The 17,656-nt window shown below is 64.9% G+C and carries 16 protein-coding genes; 10 read left to right on the top strand and 6 right to left on the bottom strand.

The window, feature by feature from the left end; genetic code table 11:
• The first annotated feature begins 22 nt into the window (after positions 1-22).
• The 3 genes from SSO01S_RS16475 (at position 23) to SSO01S_RS16465 (ending at position 2,624) form a co-directional block, all read left to right on the top strand.
• Entirely contained in the window at positions 23-1,537 is a 1,515-nt protein-coding gene (locus tag SSO01S_RS16475) for a sensor histidine kinase (protein ID WP_169798378.1), read from the top strand.
• Positions 1,534-2,172 (top strand): response regulator transcription factor, encoded by a 639-nt coding sequence (locus SSO01S_RS16470; protein ID WP_066801315.1) that lies wholly within the window; start codon positions 1,534-1,536, stop codon positions 2,170-2,172. Before SSO01S_RS16475 ends, SSO01S_RS16470 begins: the two co-directional genes overlap by 4 nt.
• A gap of 86 nt (positions 2,173-2,258) precedes the next feature.
• Entirely contained in the window at positions 2,259-2,624 is a 366-nt protein-coding gene (locus SSO01S_RS16465; protein WP_066801370.1) for a response regulator transcription factor, read from the top strand.
• A 14-nt stretch (positions 2,625-2,638) separates the two neighbouring features.
• Here SSO01S_RS16465 and SSO01S_RS16460 read toward each other — a convergent pair whose 3' ends face one another.
• Positions 2,639-2,992, bottom strand: coding sequence for a hypothetical protein (locus SSO01S_RS16460; RefSeq protein WP_066801312.1), 354 nt, complete (start codon positions 2,990-2,992; stop codon positions 2,639-2,641).
• A 306-nt stretch (positions 2,993-3,298) separates the two neighbouring features.
• Here SSO01S_RS16460 and SSO01S_RS17775 point away from each other — a divergent pair, with 306 nt between their 5' ends.
• The 6 genes from SSO01S_RS17775 to SSO01S_RS16430 all read left to right on the top strand — a co-directional run bounded on the left by SSO01S_RS17775 (position 3,299) and on the right by SSO01S_RS16430 (position 10,156).
• A complete protein-coding gene (locus SSO01S_RS17775) occupies positions 3,299-3,817 on the top strand; it encodes a DUF4402 domain-containing protein (RefSeq protein ID WP_169798377.1) in 519 nt (172 codons plus the stop codon).
• The gene (locus SSO01S_RS16450) at positions 3,814-4,194 is read left to right on the top strand and encodes a hypothetical protein (RefSeq protein ID WP_169798376.1); all 381 of its coding nucleotides are present in this window, start codon (positions 3,814-3,816) and stop codon (positions 4,192-4,194) included. The genes SSO01S_RS17775 and SSO01S_RS16450 overlap by 4 nt, the downstream gene beginning before the upstream one ends.
• Before the next feature lie 103 nt (positions 4,195-4,297).
• Positions 4,298-5,185, top strand: a complete 888-nt coding sequence (locus SSO01S_RS16445) for a fimbrial biogenesis chaperone (protein WP_157073832.1) — start codon at positions 4,298-4,300, stop codon at positions 5,183-5,185.
• 2 nt (positions 5,186-5,187) lie between these two features.
• Entirely contained in the window at positions 5,188-7,869 is a 2,682-nt protein-coding gene (locus SSO01S_RS16440; RefSeq protein WP_066801299.1) for a hypothetical protein, read from the top strand.
• Complete coding sequence (locus tag SSO01S_RS16435; RefSeq protein ID WP_066801296.1) at positions 7,866-8,840, top strand: DUF4402 domain-containing protein; 975 nt, start codon at positions 7,866-7,868, stop codon at positions 8,838-8,840. Before SSO01S_RS16440 ends, SSO01S_RS16435 begins: the two co-directional genes overlap by 4 nt.
• A gap of 293 nt (positions 8,841-9,133) precedes the next feature.
• On the top strand, positions 9,134-10,156 hold the full coding sequence (locus SSO01S_RS16430) for a sensor histidine kinase (protein WP_169798375.1): 1,023 nt from the start codon (positions 9,134-9,136) through the stop codon (positions 10,154-10,156).
• A gap of 26 nt (positions 10,157-10,182) precedes the next feature.
• Here the strand turns inward: SSO01S_RS16430 and SSO01S_RS16425 are convergent, their stop codons facing one another.
• Positions 10,183-10,827, bottom strand: coding sequence for a response regulator (locus SSO01S_RS16425; RefSeq protein ID WP_066801368.1), 645 nt, complete (start codon positions 10,825-10,827; stop codon positions 10,183-10,185).
• Between the two features lie 475 nt (positions 10,828-11,302).
• Between SSO01S_RS16425 and SSO01S_RS16420 the strand changes: the two genes are divergently transcribed.
• Entirely contained in the window at positions 11,303-11,935 is a 633-nt protein-coding gene (locus SSO01S_RS16420; RefSeq protein WP_083943211.1) for a PilZ domain-containing protein, read from the top strand.
• 13 nt (positions 11,936-11,948) lie between these two features.
• Here SSO01S_RS16420 and metH read toward each other — a convergent pair whose 3' ends face one another.
• The 4 genes from metH to SSO01S_RS16400 form a co-directional block, all read right to left on the bottom strand.
• A complete protein-coding gene (gene metH, locus SSO01S_RS16415; RefSeq protein ID WP_066801289.1) occupies positions 11,949-14,567 on the bottom strand; it encodes a methionine synthase in 2,619 nt (872 codons plus the stop codon).
• A gap of 76 nt (positions 14,568-14,643) precedes the next feature.
• Positions 14,644-15,690 (bottom strand): homocysteine S-methyltransferase family protein, encoded by a 1,047-nt coding sequence (locus tag SSO01S_RS16410; protein WP_066801287.1) that lies wholly within the window; start codon positions 15,688-15,690, stop codon positions 14,644-14,646.
• Between the two features lie 103 nt (positions 15,691-15,793).
• The gene (gene metF, locus SSO01S_RS16405) at positions 15,794-16,690 is read right to left on the bottom strand and encodes a methylenetetrahydrofolate reductase (protein ID WP_066801285.1); all 897 of its coding nucleotides are present in this window, start codon (positions 16,688-16,690) and stop codon (positions 15,794-15,796) included.
• A complete protein-coding gene (locus tag SSO01S_RS16400) occupies positions 16,687-17,640 on the bottom strand; it encodes an ArsR/SmtB family transcription factor (RefSeq protein WP_066801281.1) in 954 nt (317 codons plus the stop codon). Before SSO01S_RS16400 ends, metF begins: the two co-directional genes overlap by 4 nt.
• Positions 17,641-17,656 lie beyond the last annotated feature (16 nt).

The following is a 17,656-nucleotide window of genomic DNA, read 5'->3' as shown; positions in this document are numbered from 1 at the left end:
GCGGCGGCGGCAGGAGCCGATGATGCACGACGGGGCGGGCGAGCGGCAGGCGAGGCGCGTTTTCAGCATTGCGGCATTGACGCTGGCGCTCGCGGTGTTCGCACTCGACGTGCTCAGCCCGCTGCAAGGCGCGGTAGCGGTTCTTTATACCATCGTCGTGGTGATGGCCGCGCGCAGCCAGGATCGCGCGCTGATCATCGCCGCCGGCACCATCGGCTTCGCGATGGCGCTGATCGCCTATTTCGCGACGCATTGGGGCGAGCCGCTAGGTTCCCCCGCGGTGCGGCTGACGGTCAGCCTGATCGCGATCGGCATCAACACCCTGCTCAGCGTGCGCAACCATGATGCCTCCGAGGAGCGCGGGCGTTCGGAGAAACGCTATCGCACGATCTTCAACGCAGCGGGCCTGCCGATCTGGGAGGGCGACTGGTCCGCGGCGTATGCATTGCTCGCGGACGGAGCACTGCCCGACGCCGAAATGGTGGAGCGTATCGCCGGATGGGTGACGATCCGCGACGCCAATGATGCCGCCGCGCGGCTGTTTGGCCTGCCAGGCCGTGAGGCGCTGATCGGCGGGTCGCTGGTCCGTTATCACACGCCTGCGGCAGAAGCCGCGCTGGGGCGAATCCTGGAAGCTCTGCTCCGGGGCGATCCGGCAATCGAGGAAGAAACCCAGTTCCTGACCGCATCGGGCCAGACTATCGACGTGGTGCTGCGCGTAACCGTTCCGGAAGGCAGCGATGGCTGGAGACGCGTGCTGGCGATGGCGCTCGACGTGACCGACCGCAACCGCGCCCAGGCGCGGCTGGCCCAGTCGCAGGCCGAACTCACCCACGTCTCGCGCGTGACGACGCTGGGGCAGCTTGCCGCGTCGATCGCGCATGAAGTGAACCAGCCGCTGTCGGCGATCATCACGTATGCCAAATCGGGCAAGCGCTGGCTGGCGCGCGAGGCCCCGGACGCGCCGGAAGTCGCCGATTGCCTCGATCACATCGCGTCGAACGGAACCCGCGCGGCAGGCGTGATCGCGCGCATCCGCGATCTGGTGCGAAAGGCGGATTCGCAGCGAGAGCTGGTAGATCTGCCGCAGCTGATCGACGATACGGTGGCCCTGCTGCGGCGCGATCTGCAGGCCAATGATGTGGTGATCCACACGACCCGGGCCGACAAGCTCCCCAGGGTAAGCGGAGACCGGGTGCAGTTGCAGCAGGTGCTGATGAACCTGATGCTCAACGCCGACCAGGCAATGGCCGCGAGCGAGCATCCGCGCGAGCTATGCGTCGATGCATTGATCGACGGCGACGGCGACGGCGTGGCGGTGGAGGTTCGCGATTGCGGGAACGGGATTTCGGGGGAACCGGAGAGCCTGTTCGCGCCGTTCTTCACGACGAAGAGCGCAGGACTCGGCATGGGGCTGTCGATCTGCCGCTCGATCATCGAACAGCATGGCGGCACGCTGACCGCATCCAACAACAAGGGGCGCGGCGCGACCTTCCGGTTTCGCCTGCCGGCAGCGGAAGAGGGGGCAGGGACATGACGGACGAAAGCTTGGTCTGCGTGATCGACGACGATGCGGATGTTCGCGGAAGCCTGGGCAGCCTGCTGCGTTCGGCCGGGTTCGAGGTGGCTCTGTACGAGACGCCGGAGGAGTTTCTGGCGTCCCGCGTGCCCGCGGTCGCATCATGCCTGGTGCTCGACATCCGGCTGCGCGGCCGAAGCGGCCTCGATTTCCAGGAGGAACTGGCGGCAAAGGGCGTGCACATCCCGGTGATCCTGATCACAGGACATGGCGATATCCCGATGACCGTGCGCGGCATGAAGGCGGGAGCGGTGGATTTCCTTCCCAAACCGTTCGCCGAGGAGCAGATGCTTGCGTCGATCGCAGCCGCGCTGAAAGCGGACCGCGCCCGCCGTGCCGAGGCCGCTGGCGCCGAGAAGCTCAACGCCTGTTACGAGCGGCTTACGCCGCGCGAGCGCGAGGTGATGGGCTTTGTCGTTACCGGGCTGATGAACAAGCAGGTTGCCGGGCGGATGAATCTCTCCGAGATCACCGTGAAGATTCATCGCGGCAATGTGATGCGCAAAATGGAGGCGCAATCGCTGGCCGATCTGGTGCGGATGGCCGAATTGCTGGGCGTTCGCGACGAGAGCATCCGAAGGTTTAACATCTGAGTATGATGGCGTTCGCGCACCGCGCGACGCATCTGCAGGCAGACAGGGCCGAATCAGGCCGCAAGTTTCCCGGAGTTTTCAGTATCATGCGCACTTCCTCCATCATCGCCATCGTAGATGACGATCCCGGCGTTCGCGGGAGTCTCGACAGCCTGATGCGATCTGCCGGGATCACGCCGCGGTGCTTTGCCAGCGCCGAGGAACTGCTAGGCGACCCCGCCGCCGCCGGGCTTTGCTGCATCCTTGCCGACATTCATATGCCCGGCATGACCGGCCTGGCCCTGCAGGCCGAGCTTGTACGACGCGGTTGGCCCCAGCCGATGATCCTGATGACTGCGCATCCCACCGATGCTGCGCGCCAACAGGCGATGGCCGGCGGGGCGGCGGCGTTCCTGACCAAGCCGATCGATCCCGACGCGCTGCTGGAGGCGATCGCCAGCGCCGCGATGTGATGCAGCCTGAAGCTTCAGTCGCCCAGCAATTGGTCCACCTGGGCGCGAAAGCCCGCGATACGGGCCCGATCGGCTTCCAGGTCGTGATCCGGGCGCGACAGCGCATTCGGGCAATCGGCACCGATGAGAATGTTCGTGACCGTAGCTGATCCGAGCGACGGATCGCGGCGATGGATTTCGGCAACAGCCTCCGCGATGGTGTTTTCGCGGTCGGGACCGGCGAGGCGGCCAGTCAGATCCTTAACGAAGGCCGTGCCGATCGAGGGCGGCGCGACGGCACCGGGATCGGGACAGGCGGCGGGCGAAGGCGTATGTCCGCAGCCGCCAAGCATCAGCGCGAGCCCGGTGACGATGGGGAATCTTGTCATTGCACGCTCCGGTAAATGGTTTCGCTGCAACGGCGATTGAACCGCAACCGCACCGACGATCCAATCACACCAAGGTTTGCCCTTCGCGAAGCGGGTCGGGCGGGTGCTGGCACTGGTGGAGGGGATGCGGACGCATTGATCGGGAGAAGTTGTTTCCGTTCCACGGGTCCGCGCCCGGGCGGCATCGGGGAAACCCCCGATTGTAACCGTCCATTCCGCGGCTCACCATCGCTCCGCACTGATTGCCGGGGAGGTGCCAGGCTGGTCTCCCCCGGCGCCGTACATCGTCCCGTCGGAGAGATAATCATGCGACATATGATGAAGTTGGGAGTGTTCGTGGCGGGGACGCTGTTTGCTGCGCCTGCTTTCGCCCAATCGGACACGGATACCGCCACGGGATCGACCACGATCGTGCGCCCGGTCACCATCACCAAGACCGCTGACCTGGCATTCGGCAAGATCGTGCGTCCGCCATCGGGAACCAGCGCGGTGAGCATGACCGATGCGTCCGACACCGTTAGCGCCGATAATGGCGGCCTGGCCGTGGGCTCGGGCACCAGCCGCGCGAAATTCACCATCAACGGCGAAGGCGCGCAGGTCGTCGCCCTGACGGTTCCGGCGACCTTCGACATGACCCGTTCGGGCGGCTCGGAAACGCTGACCGTGACGCTGGACCCGGACCTGGGAACCACCACGACGCTCAGCAGCACGCTGGGCAGTGCGGGTACCAAACCGCTCAACATCGGCGGCACTTTCTCGGTGCCCTCGACGACGGTTACCGGGCTCTACAGCGGGACGTTCGACGTATCCGTCGCCTACCAGTGAGCCGCGCCGCAAGGCTTGCCGCGGTGGCGGTGAGCATCGCGTCCCCCGCCGTCGCGCACGCCCAGGCTGTGCGGACGGCGGGGAGTGCGAGCGTCGAGGAGCCGGCGGGCGCAAAGGTTGTCGTCGATCTGCTCACCCAGACGGCACTGGTGCTTACGGTCCAGACGGTGGGGAGCGACGTATCGTCGATCAGCGTGCCCGGCGCAGTGGAGGCCCATAGCGCGGGTGACGGAAGCGTGGCGCTGGCAACCACAGCCGCGCTTCTTGATGCCGGAAACGGCGCCGCCCCGGCGGGCCTGTCAGTCAGTATCGGTGGTCCGGCCGGTGCCAACGAGCAGGACGCCGGGCCGATGCTGATCATGGTGCAATATAACTGAACGCAACCCTCCCCCGGGGTTGCGCTCGAGGGGGCGCGCTTTGCAGAAAAGGCTACATAACGCGCTCGTCCTGGCAATAGGCCACGCCATTCCTTCTGGAACGGTGTTAGCTGCCATCCCCACGCCGGCTTATTGCCAGGACACCCCCAGCCGCCCGCCGGTTACGCTGGGCAATGCGGGGGTGAACCTGAACATCACGCCGCGGCGCGTCGTTCTCGACCGCGCCAGCCGGACGGCTACCGTTTATATCTTCAATCAGGGGCAGGCGGCCGCGACGTTCGACATCACGCTGATTGATCGGGTGATGCTGCCCGACGGGCAGATCCGCTCGGTGGAGCAGGCGCAGCGGTCGCCGGAGGGGGAGGCGGCGGTGGCGAAACTCGTCTCCGCGCACGATCTGGTGCTCGCAACGCCGCGCCGGGTGACGCTCGCTCCGGGGAAGGGGCAGATTATCCGGCTGCGGGCAGTGCCCCCCGCCTCTGCCACGCCGGCGGGAGAATATCGCACGCACCTGACCGTAACCAATGTGCCGCCGCCGGAGACCGGGTTGACTGCGGAGGCCGCGGCGAGCCAGGCGCCGAACCAACTCAGCTTTCAGATCCGCTCGGTCCTGGGGCTGAGCATTCCGGTGATCATCCGCACGGCCCCGGCTGAACCGCATGCGCGGCTGGAGGGGCCCCGGCTGACCCAGCTTCAGGCGCGCGCTACACCTGAAGGGCCGCCGACTCAGGTTCCCGCGATCGAGTTCGAAATAGCCCGGGAGGGGCGCAACTCCCTATTCGGCAATCTCGAGGTACGATCGGGCGACCGGGCCGAGCAACCGCTGGCGATTGCGCGTGGCCTGGGGGTCTATCCGGAGATCGACCGGCGGCATTTCGCCCTGCAGCTTCGCCGCGCGCCGAAGCCTGGCGAGACGCTCACGATCGTCTTTACCGACGATGATGCGCGGCCGGGCACGGAGCTGGCGAGGACCGCGCTCAAGGTTCCCTGACCATGCTCGCTATGGCCTTGCTCCTGGGACAGGTTGCGGGCGCGCAGCTTGCCCAGTCGGCAGCGCAGCAGCAACAGATTCCAAAAGCCGAGCAGCCGCTGCGCGAAGAGGATCTGCTGCTGTTCTCGGTCACGCTCGACGGGCGGACGCTGAGCGAGACCTTTGCAGGTTATGGGGATCTCGGCGATCCGCTGCTCCCTGTAGGCGAGCTTGCGCGCTTGTTGGGGCTGGACATCGCCGTGTCTCCGCAAACCGGCCGGGCGACGGGGAGCCTCGGCGAGGCGCGACGCCCGGTCCTGATCGATCTGGGTGCCGGCATCGCGCGGGTGAACGGCGTCGACATCCCGATCGCGCCCGAACAGGCGGGGCGTTCGCCCACTGATATCTTCCTGCGTGCATCGCTGCTGCAGAAAATCCTGCCGATCCGCATCGAGGCGAATGGGCAGGAACTGTTGCTGGCACTGACCGCCACCGAGACGCTGCCCGTCCAGGCGGCCGCCGAGCGCGACCAGCGGCTTCGCCAGTTCGAGCAGCGGCCGACGGGCGCCGATCCGGTTCTGCGCGTGCCGTCCTCCTATGCACTCATCTCCGCGCCCGCGATCGATGTGGCGCTGGAGACGGGCTATGACAGCAGACGCGACCTGACCACGCGCCGCTATGACGTACGCGCGGCCGCCGATCTGCTGCGGATGGGTTTCACCGGATATCTGGGATCGGACGAGCGCGGGCGCCCCTCCGAAATGCGGATGAAGCTGGACCGGCGATCCGTGGAGGGCAATTTGCTCGGGCCGTTGGGCGCCACCTATTTCGCGCTGGGCGATGTGTTCACGCCGCTGACCAATTTGGGGCCGCGAAGCATCGGCGGGCGCGGATTCAGCTTCACCACCGCGCCGCTGGGCCAGGCCAGCGTGTTCCAGCGCATCACGCTTCGCGGCGAATTGCCGATCGGCTATCAGGTGGAACTCTACGTCAACGATGTGTTGCGTGGCGGCCAGCGCTTCCCGGTCGAAGGGCGATATGAGTTTCTCGACGTTCCGCTGACGCGTGGGCTGAACGTCATCCGCATCGTCACCTATGGGCCCAACGGCGAACGCAACGAGCAGACCCGTGTGCTAAACGTGGGCGGCGGGCAGCTGGAGCCCGGCCGGTTCACGGTGGATTTCGGGATCGTGCAGCAGGACCGGCCGGTTATCGACCTCTCCCCCGGGCGCACCCGGACGCCGGCGGCCGGCGAACTGCGCGCGATCGCCCGGATGGCCTATGGCCTGCGCGACGACCTAACGCTCACCGCCGCGGGCGCGCTATATCCGGACGGGCTGGGGCGGCAACGCCAGATGGCTTCGTTCGGCGCGCGCGGATCGCTGCTGGGCATCGCGCTTCTCGGCGAGCTGGCGCACGATTTCGCGGGCGGATCGGCTGGGCAACTGGGCGTCTCGTGGCAGGCCGGCGGCATCTTCGCGACGCTGCGGCACACCGAGTATCGCGCCCACTTTTCCGATGAGACCAACATCCTGCACGACGAGCTTCGACCGCTTCGCAGGACGACCACCATCGATACCTTGTTCAGCGTGCCCGGCATCGGGCGGTCGCGTATCCCGGTTTCGGTGCATGCCGAGCGCGCGGCCTATGCGGATGGCGGCACCACGTGGCTGGGCACCGGGCGCGCATCGACGAGCCTCTTGGACACGCTGGTCTCGACGGGCCTAGATTACCGCAGGGATACGCGTCCGGGCGGTGTTATCGACGAGCGGCTCAGCGGCAATTTCGCAGCGTCGCGTTTCCTTGCCTATACGTGGCAATCGCGTGCTGTTGTCGACTACGACATCGTGCCCAGGACCGCGTTGCGCACGTTCAGCGTCACTGCCGATCGGACAGTGTCCGAGAAGTTCGGGCTGCATCTGGGGCTGGGCAAGCGCTTCGGCGTGCAACGCGATGTTCAGTTGCAGGGCGGGGGCTTCCTCCATCTACCGTTCGGCGATTTGGCGTTGACCGGCGACTATGCCACCCGCAGCCGCGAATGGCGGATCGGGCTGCGCATCGCGTTCGGCCTGGTTTTCGATCCATGGAGCCGCCGTCCGACGCTGACGCGATCGGGTTCCGCCACTGGGGGAAGCGCCGCGGTCAGCGCATTCATCGACGACGACGGGGACGGGGTGCGAGGCGCGGGGGAGGTGCCGGTTCCCGGCGTCGTGCTGACGGGCGGGGAGCGCCCGGCCACCACCGATGCGAAGGGCCGGGCCTTTGTGAACGGGCTTGGTGATACCTCTGCCGCGATCATCCACGCCGACAGCCGCGCGATCGACGCCTTTTTTGTCGATTCGCCGCCGCAGGATGTCGAGCTCTCGGCGCGGCCGGGCAAGATCGCGGCGGTCCCCTATCCGTTCCGGCCCGTAAACGAAGTCCTTGCGCGGTTGTCGCTCACGCGGCCCGATGGGCGCCAGGTGGGCGTGGCGGCGGTGCGGCTGCGGCTCGTCGTCGAAGGCGCGCCGCCCATTCTTGCATCCAGCGAGTTCGATGGGAGCGCGGTCTTCGCGGGCGTCCGCCCGGGAACCTATCGGCTGGAGCTCGACCCCGAACAGGCGACGCAACTGCATATGCGCCTGAAGGAGCCGGTGACGGTCACAGTCGACGCACACGCCGCCCCGCAGATCAGCGCCGAGATCCTGTTTGGAGAAACGCCATGAAAGCTATCTTGCTCGCGCTGGCGACCCTAGTGCTGCCGCTCCCCGCGCTTGCCCAGGTAAGCGTGCAATCGGTGCAGAGCCCCGCGCCCGCGCTGGGCGCGGTCAGCTCGGCGAGTAGCGTCGAGACCGTCTTCCGGGTGAGCGCCAGCAGCGGGACGGTGACCCGGCTGAGCGGCAGCGGCACCCGGATCGGCGGCGGGAGCACCCGTCCGCTCGTCACACTCACATGCGGCATCAATCCCGACTGCGTTACGCGCGATGTGGTCGTCACCGTCTCGAGCCTCGGTGCGCCATCGGGGCGGATGGGGCAGCTCGACAACTTCACGGTGAGCGCGCTCACGGCGGTCATCACCGGCAGCCCCAGCGGCACCGGCCCGATGAGCTTCACGATCGCGCCGATCGGGCTGAGCGGCGTCGCGACCTTCTATCTGGGGATGGACGTTCCGATCCTGGGAAATGACAGCGCGGAAGCCACGGGTGCGGCCAGCGCCGCCTTTCAGGTCAGCGCGGCCTTTTCCGGCGGCGGCGCGGCCGACACACAAGGCGGCACCGCGACCGCCACGGTGTTTCGCCCGCTTTCGATCGCGGCGACAGTGAATCTGTTCTTCGGCGCATTGATCAGGCCCGATGTGGGAAGCGGCACCGTCACGCTCGATGCGATCACCGGAAACCGCGCGCTGGTGAATGTCGGCGCGATCGGCCCGGCCCCGGTGCGCGCGCGCTTCGTGGTGAGCGGCGAGGGCGGGCAGAGCTTTTCGCTATCGATGCCCGAGAGCTTTGAGATGAACGGACCGGGCGCGCCGCTGACAGTTGTGCTACAGTCCGACGCAATAGGCCCGTCGATACTGGATGGCTCGATCGGAAATTCCGGGTCGAATGTCATTAATGTCGGAGGATCGTTCGCAATATCGTCGATTACGCCGCAAGGGGCGTACGCCGGAAGTTTTGAAGTTTCTGTCGCCTATAATTAGAAATGCTGGTTAATTGTACTTAAGTTAACCGAGATATCTTGCGACGCTGCAGTAATTTCGATGTAACGATGAATATCTGGCGCGTTTCGGCAAAGGCGCAGGCCTTCGTGCCGTACGGGTTCGGCGCTGGCGGGAGTGCGGTTATGTCGCGGGCAGATCGGAAAAATGCCATAGATCTTCCCGTGCACCGCGCAGCGCAACCAGTTCATGCGGCGGTGAGGCCCGTGCGCGCGCATCGCCGCAGCCGTGTCCCTGGAGATGAGAGTGACGAGTTGGTGCCCCGGATGGGGGCGATGGAAGCCACGGTGCTTGTCCTCGATGGCGAATGGCGGATCATCGAGGGCGATAGCGACTGGTTTGGCCTGCAGGCGCGCCGCGGCAATGAACTCGAGTTTGCCCAGGGACAGAGCTTCAAGCGCTATTGCGAGTTGTGCGCAGGCTGGGGTGCGCCCGAAGCTGTCGTTGCGCTGGAGGCGGTGCGCGCGATCGACGGCGGGGCCGAGCATTTCTCGCGGACATACAAGGTTCGCCAAGAACGCCGAAAGCTTGTCGTCACCGCATTCACCGCTAGGGGCGAGCGCTTCGCGGTGTTTTCGCGGCTCGACCTGACCGAATTGTTCCAGCTGCGCCGCGACCGGCTGCGGCTGGAGGGCAAGCTGGCCAACGCGCGCTCTTCGCTGGTCAGCATCCGCGACGACGAACGCGAGCGTATCGCGCGCGAGCTTCATGACGGTGCCGCCCAATACCTGGTGGGGATCAGGCTGGGGTTGGCGCAACTTCGGCTGAAGAGCCGCGATCCGGCGGTGATCGCGACCGCCGCCGACCTATCCGGGCTGGTGGACCAGTATCAGGGGGACCTGCGGATCCTCACCTACATGCTCTACCCGCCATTGCTCGAGCAACTAGGGCTGAAGCGCGCGCTGCATGCATTATGCGCGACCGTCGCGGCGCGCTCGGGAATCGATATCAGGGTGGCTGCTTACGGAACGGTGCCGCAGCGCGCCTGCGCAGCGGACGCGGCAATATACCGGCTCGTGCAGGAGGCGCTGAGCAACATCCAGAAGCATGCCAGCGCCTTGCGCGCGCGGGTGCGACTGATCGAGCGGCACGGCAATGTGATCGTCGCGGTGGTGGATGACGGGGTGGGCCTTGATCTGGCGCAGAGTAAGGGAAGCCTGCCGCCGCTCGGTTCCGGCCTAGGCATCCCCGGCATGACGTCCCGCGCGCACGAACTTGGCGCGCGCGTCGTGGTGCACAATCGCACGGGTAGGCGCGGGACGATCGTTGCGGCCAGCTTTCCGCGGCAAGCCTGGTAGGGAGCCGACCCTGTGCCCCTGACCGATCAGGCTTCGATGATGTTGTTGCGCACAGCGTAGCGGACCAGTTCGGCGGTGGTGCGCAATTTCAGCTTGTGCATCGCCGATGCGCGGTGCGTCTCCACGGTCTTCACGCTGATGTTGAGGACCCGGCTGATTTCCTTGTTGATCTTGCCCTCGGCAATGAGCTGTACGACTTCGCGCTCGCGATGTGTCAACGTTGTCGAAGGATTTGGTGACGCATCCAGGAATCGCTCGAGCAACGTCTCCGAGATGGCACCCGAGAAATAGGGACGGTGCACCGAAAGCGCATCCACCGCACCGAGCAGATCGGACTCCGGATCGGATTTCAGCACATAACCCCGCGCGCCGGCGCGCAGCACGTTGAGCACCAAATCCTCCCGGTCGTACATCGTGTAGATCAGCACTTCGATGCGCGGCAGCTCGCGTTTCAGGGCGATGGTGAGGTCCAGCCCGTTCAATTCGGGCAGGGAATAATCGATGACGGCGATGTCGGGCTTGTTGACGCGGGCCAGTTCCAGCGCATCGCGCCCGTTCGAGGCTTCCGCCACGACGTATAGATTGGGCCTGGCCTCCAGCAGTGTCCTTACCCCGCGCCGCACGACATTATGATCGTCCGCCAGGATGACGCGTCGCGAGGGTGCCGTCACGATCGATCCGCCGCTGTCTTGCGCTTCAAGTCCATGCGCTGCGCCCCGCCCGAACACTGCCTGGACATCAAGCCGATGTCGCACCGTTGCAGCCCCGGAATATTTTGCAAATCTACAGGATAAGACCATCGAGAAAAACAACTAGTTCGGACGATAAGACCCCTGGGAAGCCAGGTTGTTTCCCTTTGTGCATTTTGGCCGTCGCCAGATCGTCTCTACCCGCAAATCTTGAGGGAGGGAGCATATTGATTTCACCTATAGTTTATACGTGGATCAAATCGATTTGATGCCATGCATGATTGCAATATCGTCATCCTATAAAAATGACGATCTCTGCATTCGGGCTTGGTCTGATTGTCGCTAAAATTAGAGTGAACGTCTTCTTATCCGTATAAATGCCGAGAACCTTATCGGTATTTACAGCAGCTTTTATTTTATCGTGAAGCGATCATCATTATGTTCGCGAGGGACGAGCATGGCAGATGCAACTTCGAAGCCTGAGGCTGATGACCATCCGGTAAGGAAGGAGCGCCGCCGTCTGGCGCGGATTCGGGTGGTCTATCGGATCGCGCGGGTCTTGCTCCGCCGGGATGATCGCAGGGATGAAGGTCTCGCGCGGGTGCGCAACATATCCGATGGCGGGATGAAGCTTGAGCTCGGCCTGGCCATCGACCTGAATGACGTGCTGCGCGTCGAACTTTCCCCGGAGGTTGTCTTGCAGGGCCAGGTCGTCTGGATCAACGGCAATGATTGCGGCCTGCGCTTCGAAGAACCGGTCGATTCGCTGCGGGTGCTCGCCGAATCCGCGCGTGAGGCGCGGGGCCATATGGCGCGGCCGCCACGGCTGAAGACGATGATCCCGGCAGCAGTCTATAGCGAAATCGGGCTTCGCGCGGCGACGGTCAGCGACGTTTCCCAGGCGGGCATGAAACTGGAGCATGACGGCGGGTTCGTGCCCGGCCTTCGCGTGAAGGTGACGATGTGCTCGGGCGTCGAGCGGCGTGGCACGGTGCGCTGGGTAAATGGCCGGCTGGCCGGGGTTCTTCTGGCCGAGCCCTTCTCCATCGAGGATCTGGGCTCGGTGCGCCGCCTCGGGCACCCGGATTGAATCAAGCCTCTGCTCAGTCGAGGTTCGGGCGCAGGTAGCGTTTCGCCAGGTCCAGATCGACCCCGCGTCGCGCCGCATAATCCGCTACCTGATCCTCGCCGATGCGGGCGACGCCGAAATATTCGGCCTGGGGATGCCCGAAGTAAAAGCCGGAGACTGCCGCGGTCGGCAGCATCGCGAAGCTTTCGGTCAGCGAGATGCCGGTGCGCTGGTGCGCGTCGAGCATCTTGAACAGGAGCGGCTTGAGGCTGTGCTCGGGACAGGCGGGATAGCCGGGGGCGGGGCGGATGCCGCGATATTGCTCCTTGATCAGCGCTTCGTTGGTGAGCTGCTCCCCTTCTGCATAGCCCCACAAGGCGGTGCGAACGAACTTGTGAAGCCGCTCGGCAAAGGCCTCGGCGAGGCGATCGGCGAGCGCCCTCAGCAGGATGTCCGAATAATCATCGATCGCGTTCTTGAAGCGCGCAAGGTGCGGCTCGATCCCGTGGATGCCGACCGCGAAGCCGCCGATCCAGTCGCCCTGCGGATCGATGAAATCGGCGAGGCACATATTCGCGCGGCCTTCGCGCTTCTGGATCTGCTGGCGCAGCATCGGCAGGGTGACATGCTTTTCGTCCTCGACATGGACGATAATGTCGTCGCCCTTGCGCCGGCACGGCCAGAGCCCGGCGACGCCGCGTGCGGTGAGCCATTTCTCCTCAATGATCCTGTCGAGCATCGCCTGCGCATCGTTGAACAGCGAAGTGGCGCTTTCGCCGACGATCTTGTCCTCAAGGATCGCCGGATAATTGCCAGCCAGTTCCCAGGCACGGAAGAAAGGGGTCCAGTCGATATAGTCGCGCAGGTCCTTCAGGTCCCAATCGGGGAAGCTGTGAACGCCGGGCATGCGGGGCTTGCCGGGCTTGAGCGACATATCGGCTTCGAAGGCGTTGTCGCGGGCTTTGTCGAGGGGGACGAGCTCGCTCTGGCCACGGCCGGCTCGGGCCTGGCGCACCTGCTCATATTCGGCGGCAACCTTGGCGACGTAATCGTCGCGGATCGTGTCGGAGACGAGCGTGGTGGCGACGCCGACGGCGCGGCTGGCGTCGAGGACATGGACGACGGGACCATCATAAGCGGGCTCGATGCGCAGCGCGGTGTGGACGCGGCTCGTGGTCGCGCCGCCGATGAGCAGCGGCATGGTCATGTTCGCGCGCTGCATCTCCTCGGCAACCGTCACCATCTCGTCGAGCGAGGGCGTGATGAGACCGGAGAGGCCGATCATGTCGGCGTCATTCTCGATCGCGGATTCGAGGATCCTGGTCCACGGCACCATTACGCCGAGATCGACGACTTCGAAGCCGTTGCACTGAAGCACGACGCCGACGATGTTCTTGCCGATATCGTGGACGTCGCCCTTGACGGTGGCCATCACGACCTTGCCCTTGCCCTTCGCGCCGGGCTCCTTGGCGGCCTCGATGAAGGGGAGCAGATGGGCGACCGCCTTTTTCATCACCCGGGCGGACTTCACGACCTGGGGCAGGAACATCTTTCCCGATCCGAACAGGTCGCCGACGACGTTCATGCCGTCCATCAGCGGGCCTTCGATCACCTCGATCGGGCGGTCATATTGGAGGCGGGCTTCCTCGGTATCCTCGACCACATATTGGTCGATTCCCTTTACCAGGGCATGCTCGAGCCGCTTGGTCACATTCCAGCCGCGCCATTCCGCTGCCTGCTTCTCCGCCACGGCATCGGTGCCGCGATAGCGTTCGGCCAGAGCGACGAGCCGCTCGCCGGCTTCGGGATCGCGATTGAGGATGACGTCTTCGACCGCAGTGCGAAGTTCCGGCTCGATCTGGTCATAGACGTCGAGTTGCCCCGCGTTGACGATCGCCATGTCCATCCCCGCCGGAATGGCGTGGTAGAGGAACACCGAATGCATCGCGCGGCGAACCGGCTCGTTGCCGCGGAAGGAGAAGCTAAGGTTCGAGAGCCCCCCCGAGATGTGGACGTGGGGGCAGCGCGCCTTGATCTCACGGCAGGCCTCGATGAAATCCACGCCGTAATTGTTATGCTCTTCGATGCCGGTTGCGACCGCGAAGACGTTGGGATCGAAGATGATGTCTTCGGGGGGGAAGCCGATGCCGGTGAGCAGCTTGTACGCGCGCTCGCAAATCTCGACCTTGCGATCCTTGGTATCGGCCTGACCCACCTCGTCAAACGCCATGACGACCACGGCGGCGCCATAGGCCATGCACTTGCGGGCATGTTCGAGGAACTGGGCCTCGCCCTCCTTCATGCTGATCGAATTGACGATCGGCTTGCCGGAAACGCACTTCAGCCCCGCTTCGATCACGTCCCATTTGGATGAATCAACCATCACCGGGATGCGCGCAATATCGGGCTCGGCCTGGATGAGCTTGAGGAAGGTCGTCATCGCCTCATGCGCGTCGAGCAGGCCTTCGTCCATGTTGACGTCGAGCACCTGCGCGCCGGCTTCCACCTGCTGAAGCGCGACTTCGACCGCGGCGGCATAATCGCCCGCCATGATCAGCTTCTTGAACCGTGCCGAGCCGGTGACGTTGGTGCGCTCGCCGATATTGACGAAGGCGGTGGAGGAGGCGGTCTTGGTCACTTCAATTCCCGTCATCCCAGCGGAAGCTGGGATCTTTCAAATCCGGATGTGCCCTTGCGGCACGCGATCCCAGCTTTCGCTGGGACGACGGCTAGGCCGCCATGGTGAATGGTTCGAGGCCCGCGAGGCGCGTGCGGACTTCGGGGGTAGGGATGGCGCGGGGCGAGAGGCCCGCTACGGCGTCTGCAATTGCCTTGATATGCGCGGGCGTCGAGCCGCAACAGCCGCCGAGTACGTTGACCTGACCGGCATCCGCCCATTCCTTGACGAGACCGGCGGTGGTCAACGGCGCTTCGTCATAGGCGCCCAGTTCGTTCGGCAGGCCGGCATTCGGATAGACCATGATCAGCGTGTCGCAGAGCGCGGAGAGCGTCTTCACATGCGGACGAAGCTGCTCCGCGCCGAACGAGCAATTGAGCCCGATCGTGACCGGCTTTGCGTGGCGGACGGCGTGCCAGAATGCCTCGACCGTGTGGCCGGAAAGGTTGCGGCCGGACAGGTCGGTGAGGGTCATCGACAGCATGATCGGCAGATCGCGGCCGAGATCGTTGCCCGCCTCGATCGCGGCCATGATCCCCGCCTTGGCATTGAGCGTGTCGAACACGGTTTCGATCAGGATGAAATCCACGCCGCCTTCGACCAGAGCGTCGATCTGCTCGCGGTACACGTCCTTCAGATAATCGAAATCGATCTCGCGATAGCCGGGATCGTTGACGTCGGGGCTGAGCGACAGCGTCTTGTTGGTCGGGCCCAGCGCGCCCGCGACGAAGCGGGGGCGGCCATCCTCGGCCTGAAACTCGTCAGCAATCGAACGGGCGAGCTTCGCGCTTTCGACGTTGATCTCACGCACCAGATGCTCGGCGCCATAATCGGCCTGGCTGATCCGATTGGCGGAGAAGGTGTTGGTCTCGGCAATGTCTGCCCCCGCCTCGAAATAGGCGCGGTGGATCGATGCGGGCACCTCTGGCTTAGTCAGCGCGAGGATATCGTTGTTGCCCTTCTGATCGTGGCTGAGGCCGAAATCGCCGGCATAGGCCTCTTCGGTGAGCTTCCAGTTCTGGATCTCGGTGCCGAAGGCACCGTCGGTGATCAGGATGCGCTTGGCGGCTTCAGCCAGCAAAGATTCACGAGGCGTCATATTCAGTCCTTATCGTCATCCCCGCGAACGCGGCGACCCAGAGCCACTTACGGCTCCGCTTGCTACCCTGGCTCCCCGCTTTCGCGGGGATGACGGGCAGGGGTTATGCCTTTGGCCGGACGCCCAGCAGGTGGGCGATGGCGTAGCTCAGTTCGGCACGGTTCAGCGTGTAGAAGTGGAACTGGCGCACGCCGCCGGCATAAAGCTTGCGGCATAATTCGGCGGCGAGGGTGGCGGAGACAAGCTGGCGGGCGGCGGGGTGATCGTCGAGCCCGTCGAACAGCCGCTCCATCCATGCCGGAACATCGGTGTTGCACATCGCCGACATCTTCTTGACCGCGGCAAAGCTCATCACCGGCATGATGCCGGGAACGATCTCTGCGCTGATCCCGGCCTTTGCGGCATCATCGCGGAAGCGGAAGAAGGTGTCCGGTTCGAAGAAGAACTGGGTGATCGCGCGGGTTGCGCCTGCGTCGATCTTGGCCTTGAGATTGTCGAGGTCAGACGCCGCGTCGGGCGAATCTGGATGGCATTCGGGATAGGCTGCGACCGAGATTTCGAACGGGTGCAGCTTCAGCAGACCCGCGACCAGATCGGCGGCATTTTCATAGCCGCCGGGATGCGTCGCATATTTCTCACCTGCGCGGGGCGGATCGCCGCGCAGCGCCACGATATGACGTACGCCCGCTTCCCAATAGGCATTGGCGACCGCGTCGATCTCCTCCCGCGTCGCCTCGACACAGGTAAGGTGGGCGGCGGCGGGGATGCCGGTTTCCTTCGCGATGCGCGCGACGGTGTTGTGCGTGCGCTCACGCGTCGAACCGCCTGCGCCATAGGTGACCGAGACGAAACGTGGGCCGAGCGGCGAGAGCGTCTGGATCGATTCCCAGAGCGTTTCCTCCATCTTCTCGGTCTTGGGCGGAAAGAACTCGAACGACAGATCGATATCGCCGGCCACATCCGCAAATAGCGGTCCGCCCAGCGGGTTTACGTCACTCATGCCGCTTTCACTTCCTTGTCACGCACGCCGGTTTTCCGGCCCAACCATAGTTTCACTGTAAGTTCGCCGCCCTCGAGCGTTTCGACCTGCACCGGAGCGAGGCCGTGCGCCTCGAACCAGCCGAGCATCTGTGCATCGGAGAAGCCGAGACGGGTATGGGCGTCGCGCTGGCGCAGTTCTTCGCGCTCATGTGGGGCGAAATCGGCGACGAGCAGTCGGCCGCCGGGGGCCAGCACCCGCGCGGCCTCACCTATCGCGGCGCCGGGCTGCTGCGCGAAATGCAGGACATGGTGGAGGATCGCGACATCGGCGGCGCTATCGTCCAGCGGCAAGGCGTAAAGATCGGCCTGGCGCAATTCGGTCTTAGGCAGGCCACGCTCCGAAAGTTTGGCGCGGGCGAGGCGGAGCATTTCCGACGATCGATCGATGCCGAGCGCGTGGCTGGCCTGGGGCGCGAACAATTCGAGCATGCGGCCCGTGCCCGTGCCGATATCGATCAGGCGGCCGAGCGGGGAATCGCCGAGCGCGCGGGCCATCGCGGCCTCCACTTCGCTGTCAGCCACGTGGAGCGAACGGATCGCATCCCATTCGCCGGCATTGGCCTCGAACCATTCGGCGGCCGCGGCGGCGCGATCGGCCCGGACCGCGGCCAGACGCGCTTCGTCGGCGACGGTCCAGTGATCGGCCTCGCCCCAGCTATCCAGTGCTGCAAGGATAGGCTTGACCTTTGCTTCCGCGCCCAGCGCCACGAACACCCAACTGCCTTCCTTACGGCGCTCGGCCACCCCTGCGTCGCACAGGATCTTCACATGGCGGCTCACGCGCGGCTGACTCTGCCCGAGCACCTGTGCCAGCTCACCTACCGACAACTCCATCGACCGGAGCAGCGCGAGGATACGCAGCCGAGTCGAGTCCGCGAGCGCGCGGAAGATGGCGAGGGCCTGGTTCATGGGTCGCATAGAGATA

The sequence above is a fragment of the Sphingomonas soli NBRC 100801 genome, assembly GCF_001591025.1.
GTDB lineage: Bacteria > Pseudomonadota > Alphaproteobacteria > Sphingomonadales > Sphingomonadaceae > Sphingomonas > Sphingomonas soli.
This window is presented reverse-complemented; position numbering and strand designations above follow the sequence as displayed.

Coding starts and splice junctions, on each gene's coding strand:
- SSO01S_RS16440 (WP_066801299.1), top strand. CDS start 5,188: ATGCTCGCTATGGCCTTGCTCCTGGGACAGGTTGCGGGCGCGCAGCTT.
- SSO01S_RS16465 (WP_066801370.1), top strand. CDS start 2,259: ATGCGCACTTCCTCCATCATCGCCATCGTAGATGACGATCCCGGCGTT.
- metH (WP_066801289.1), bottom strand. CDS start 14,567: ATGACGGGAATTGAAGTGACCAAGACCGCCTCCTCCACCGCCTTCGTC.
- metF (WP_066801285.1), bottom strand. CDS start 16,690: ATGAGTGACGTAAACCCGCTGGGCGGACCGCTATTTGCGGATGTGGCC.
- SSO01S_RS17775 (WP_169798377.1), top strand. CDS start 3,299: ATGCGACATATGATGAAGTTGGGAGTGTTCGTGGCGGGGACGCTGTTT.
- SSO01S_RS16460 (WP_066801312.1), bottom strand. CDS start 2,992: ATGACAAGATTCCCCATCGTCACCGGGCTCGCGCTGATGCTTGGCGGC.
- SSO01S_RS16435 (WP_066801296.1), top strand. CDS start 7,866: ATGAAAGCTATCTTGCTCGCGCTGGCGACCCTAGTGCTGCCGCTCCCC.
- SSO01S_RS16430 (WP_169798375.1), top strand. CDS start 9,134: ATGGAAGCCACGGTGCTTGTCCTCGATGGCGAATGGCGGATCATCGAG.
- SSO01S_RS16475 (WP_169798378.1), top strand. CDS start 23: ATGCACGACGGGGCGGGCGAGCGGCAGGCGAGGCGCGTTTTCAGCATT.
- SSO01S_RS16420 (WP_083943211.1), top strand. CDS start 11,303: ATGGCAGATGCAACTTCGAAGCCTGAGGCTGATGACCATCCGGTAAGG.
- SSO01S_RS16400 (WP_066801281.1), bottom strand. CDS start 17,640: ATGAACCAGGCCCTCGCCATCTTCCGCGCGCTCGCGGACTCGACTCGG.
- SSO01S_RS16410 (WP_066801287.1), bottom strand. CDS start 15,690: ATGACGCCTCGTGAATCTTTGCTGGCTGAAGCCGCCAAGCGCATCCTG.
- SSO01S_RS16470 (WP_066801315.1), top strand. CDS start 1,534: ATGACGGACGAAAGCTTGGTCTGCGTGATCGACGACGATGCGGATGTT.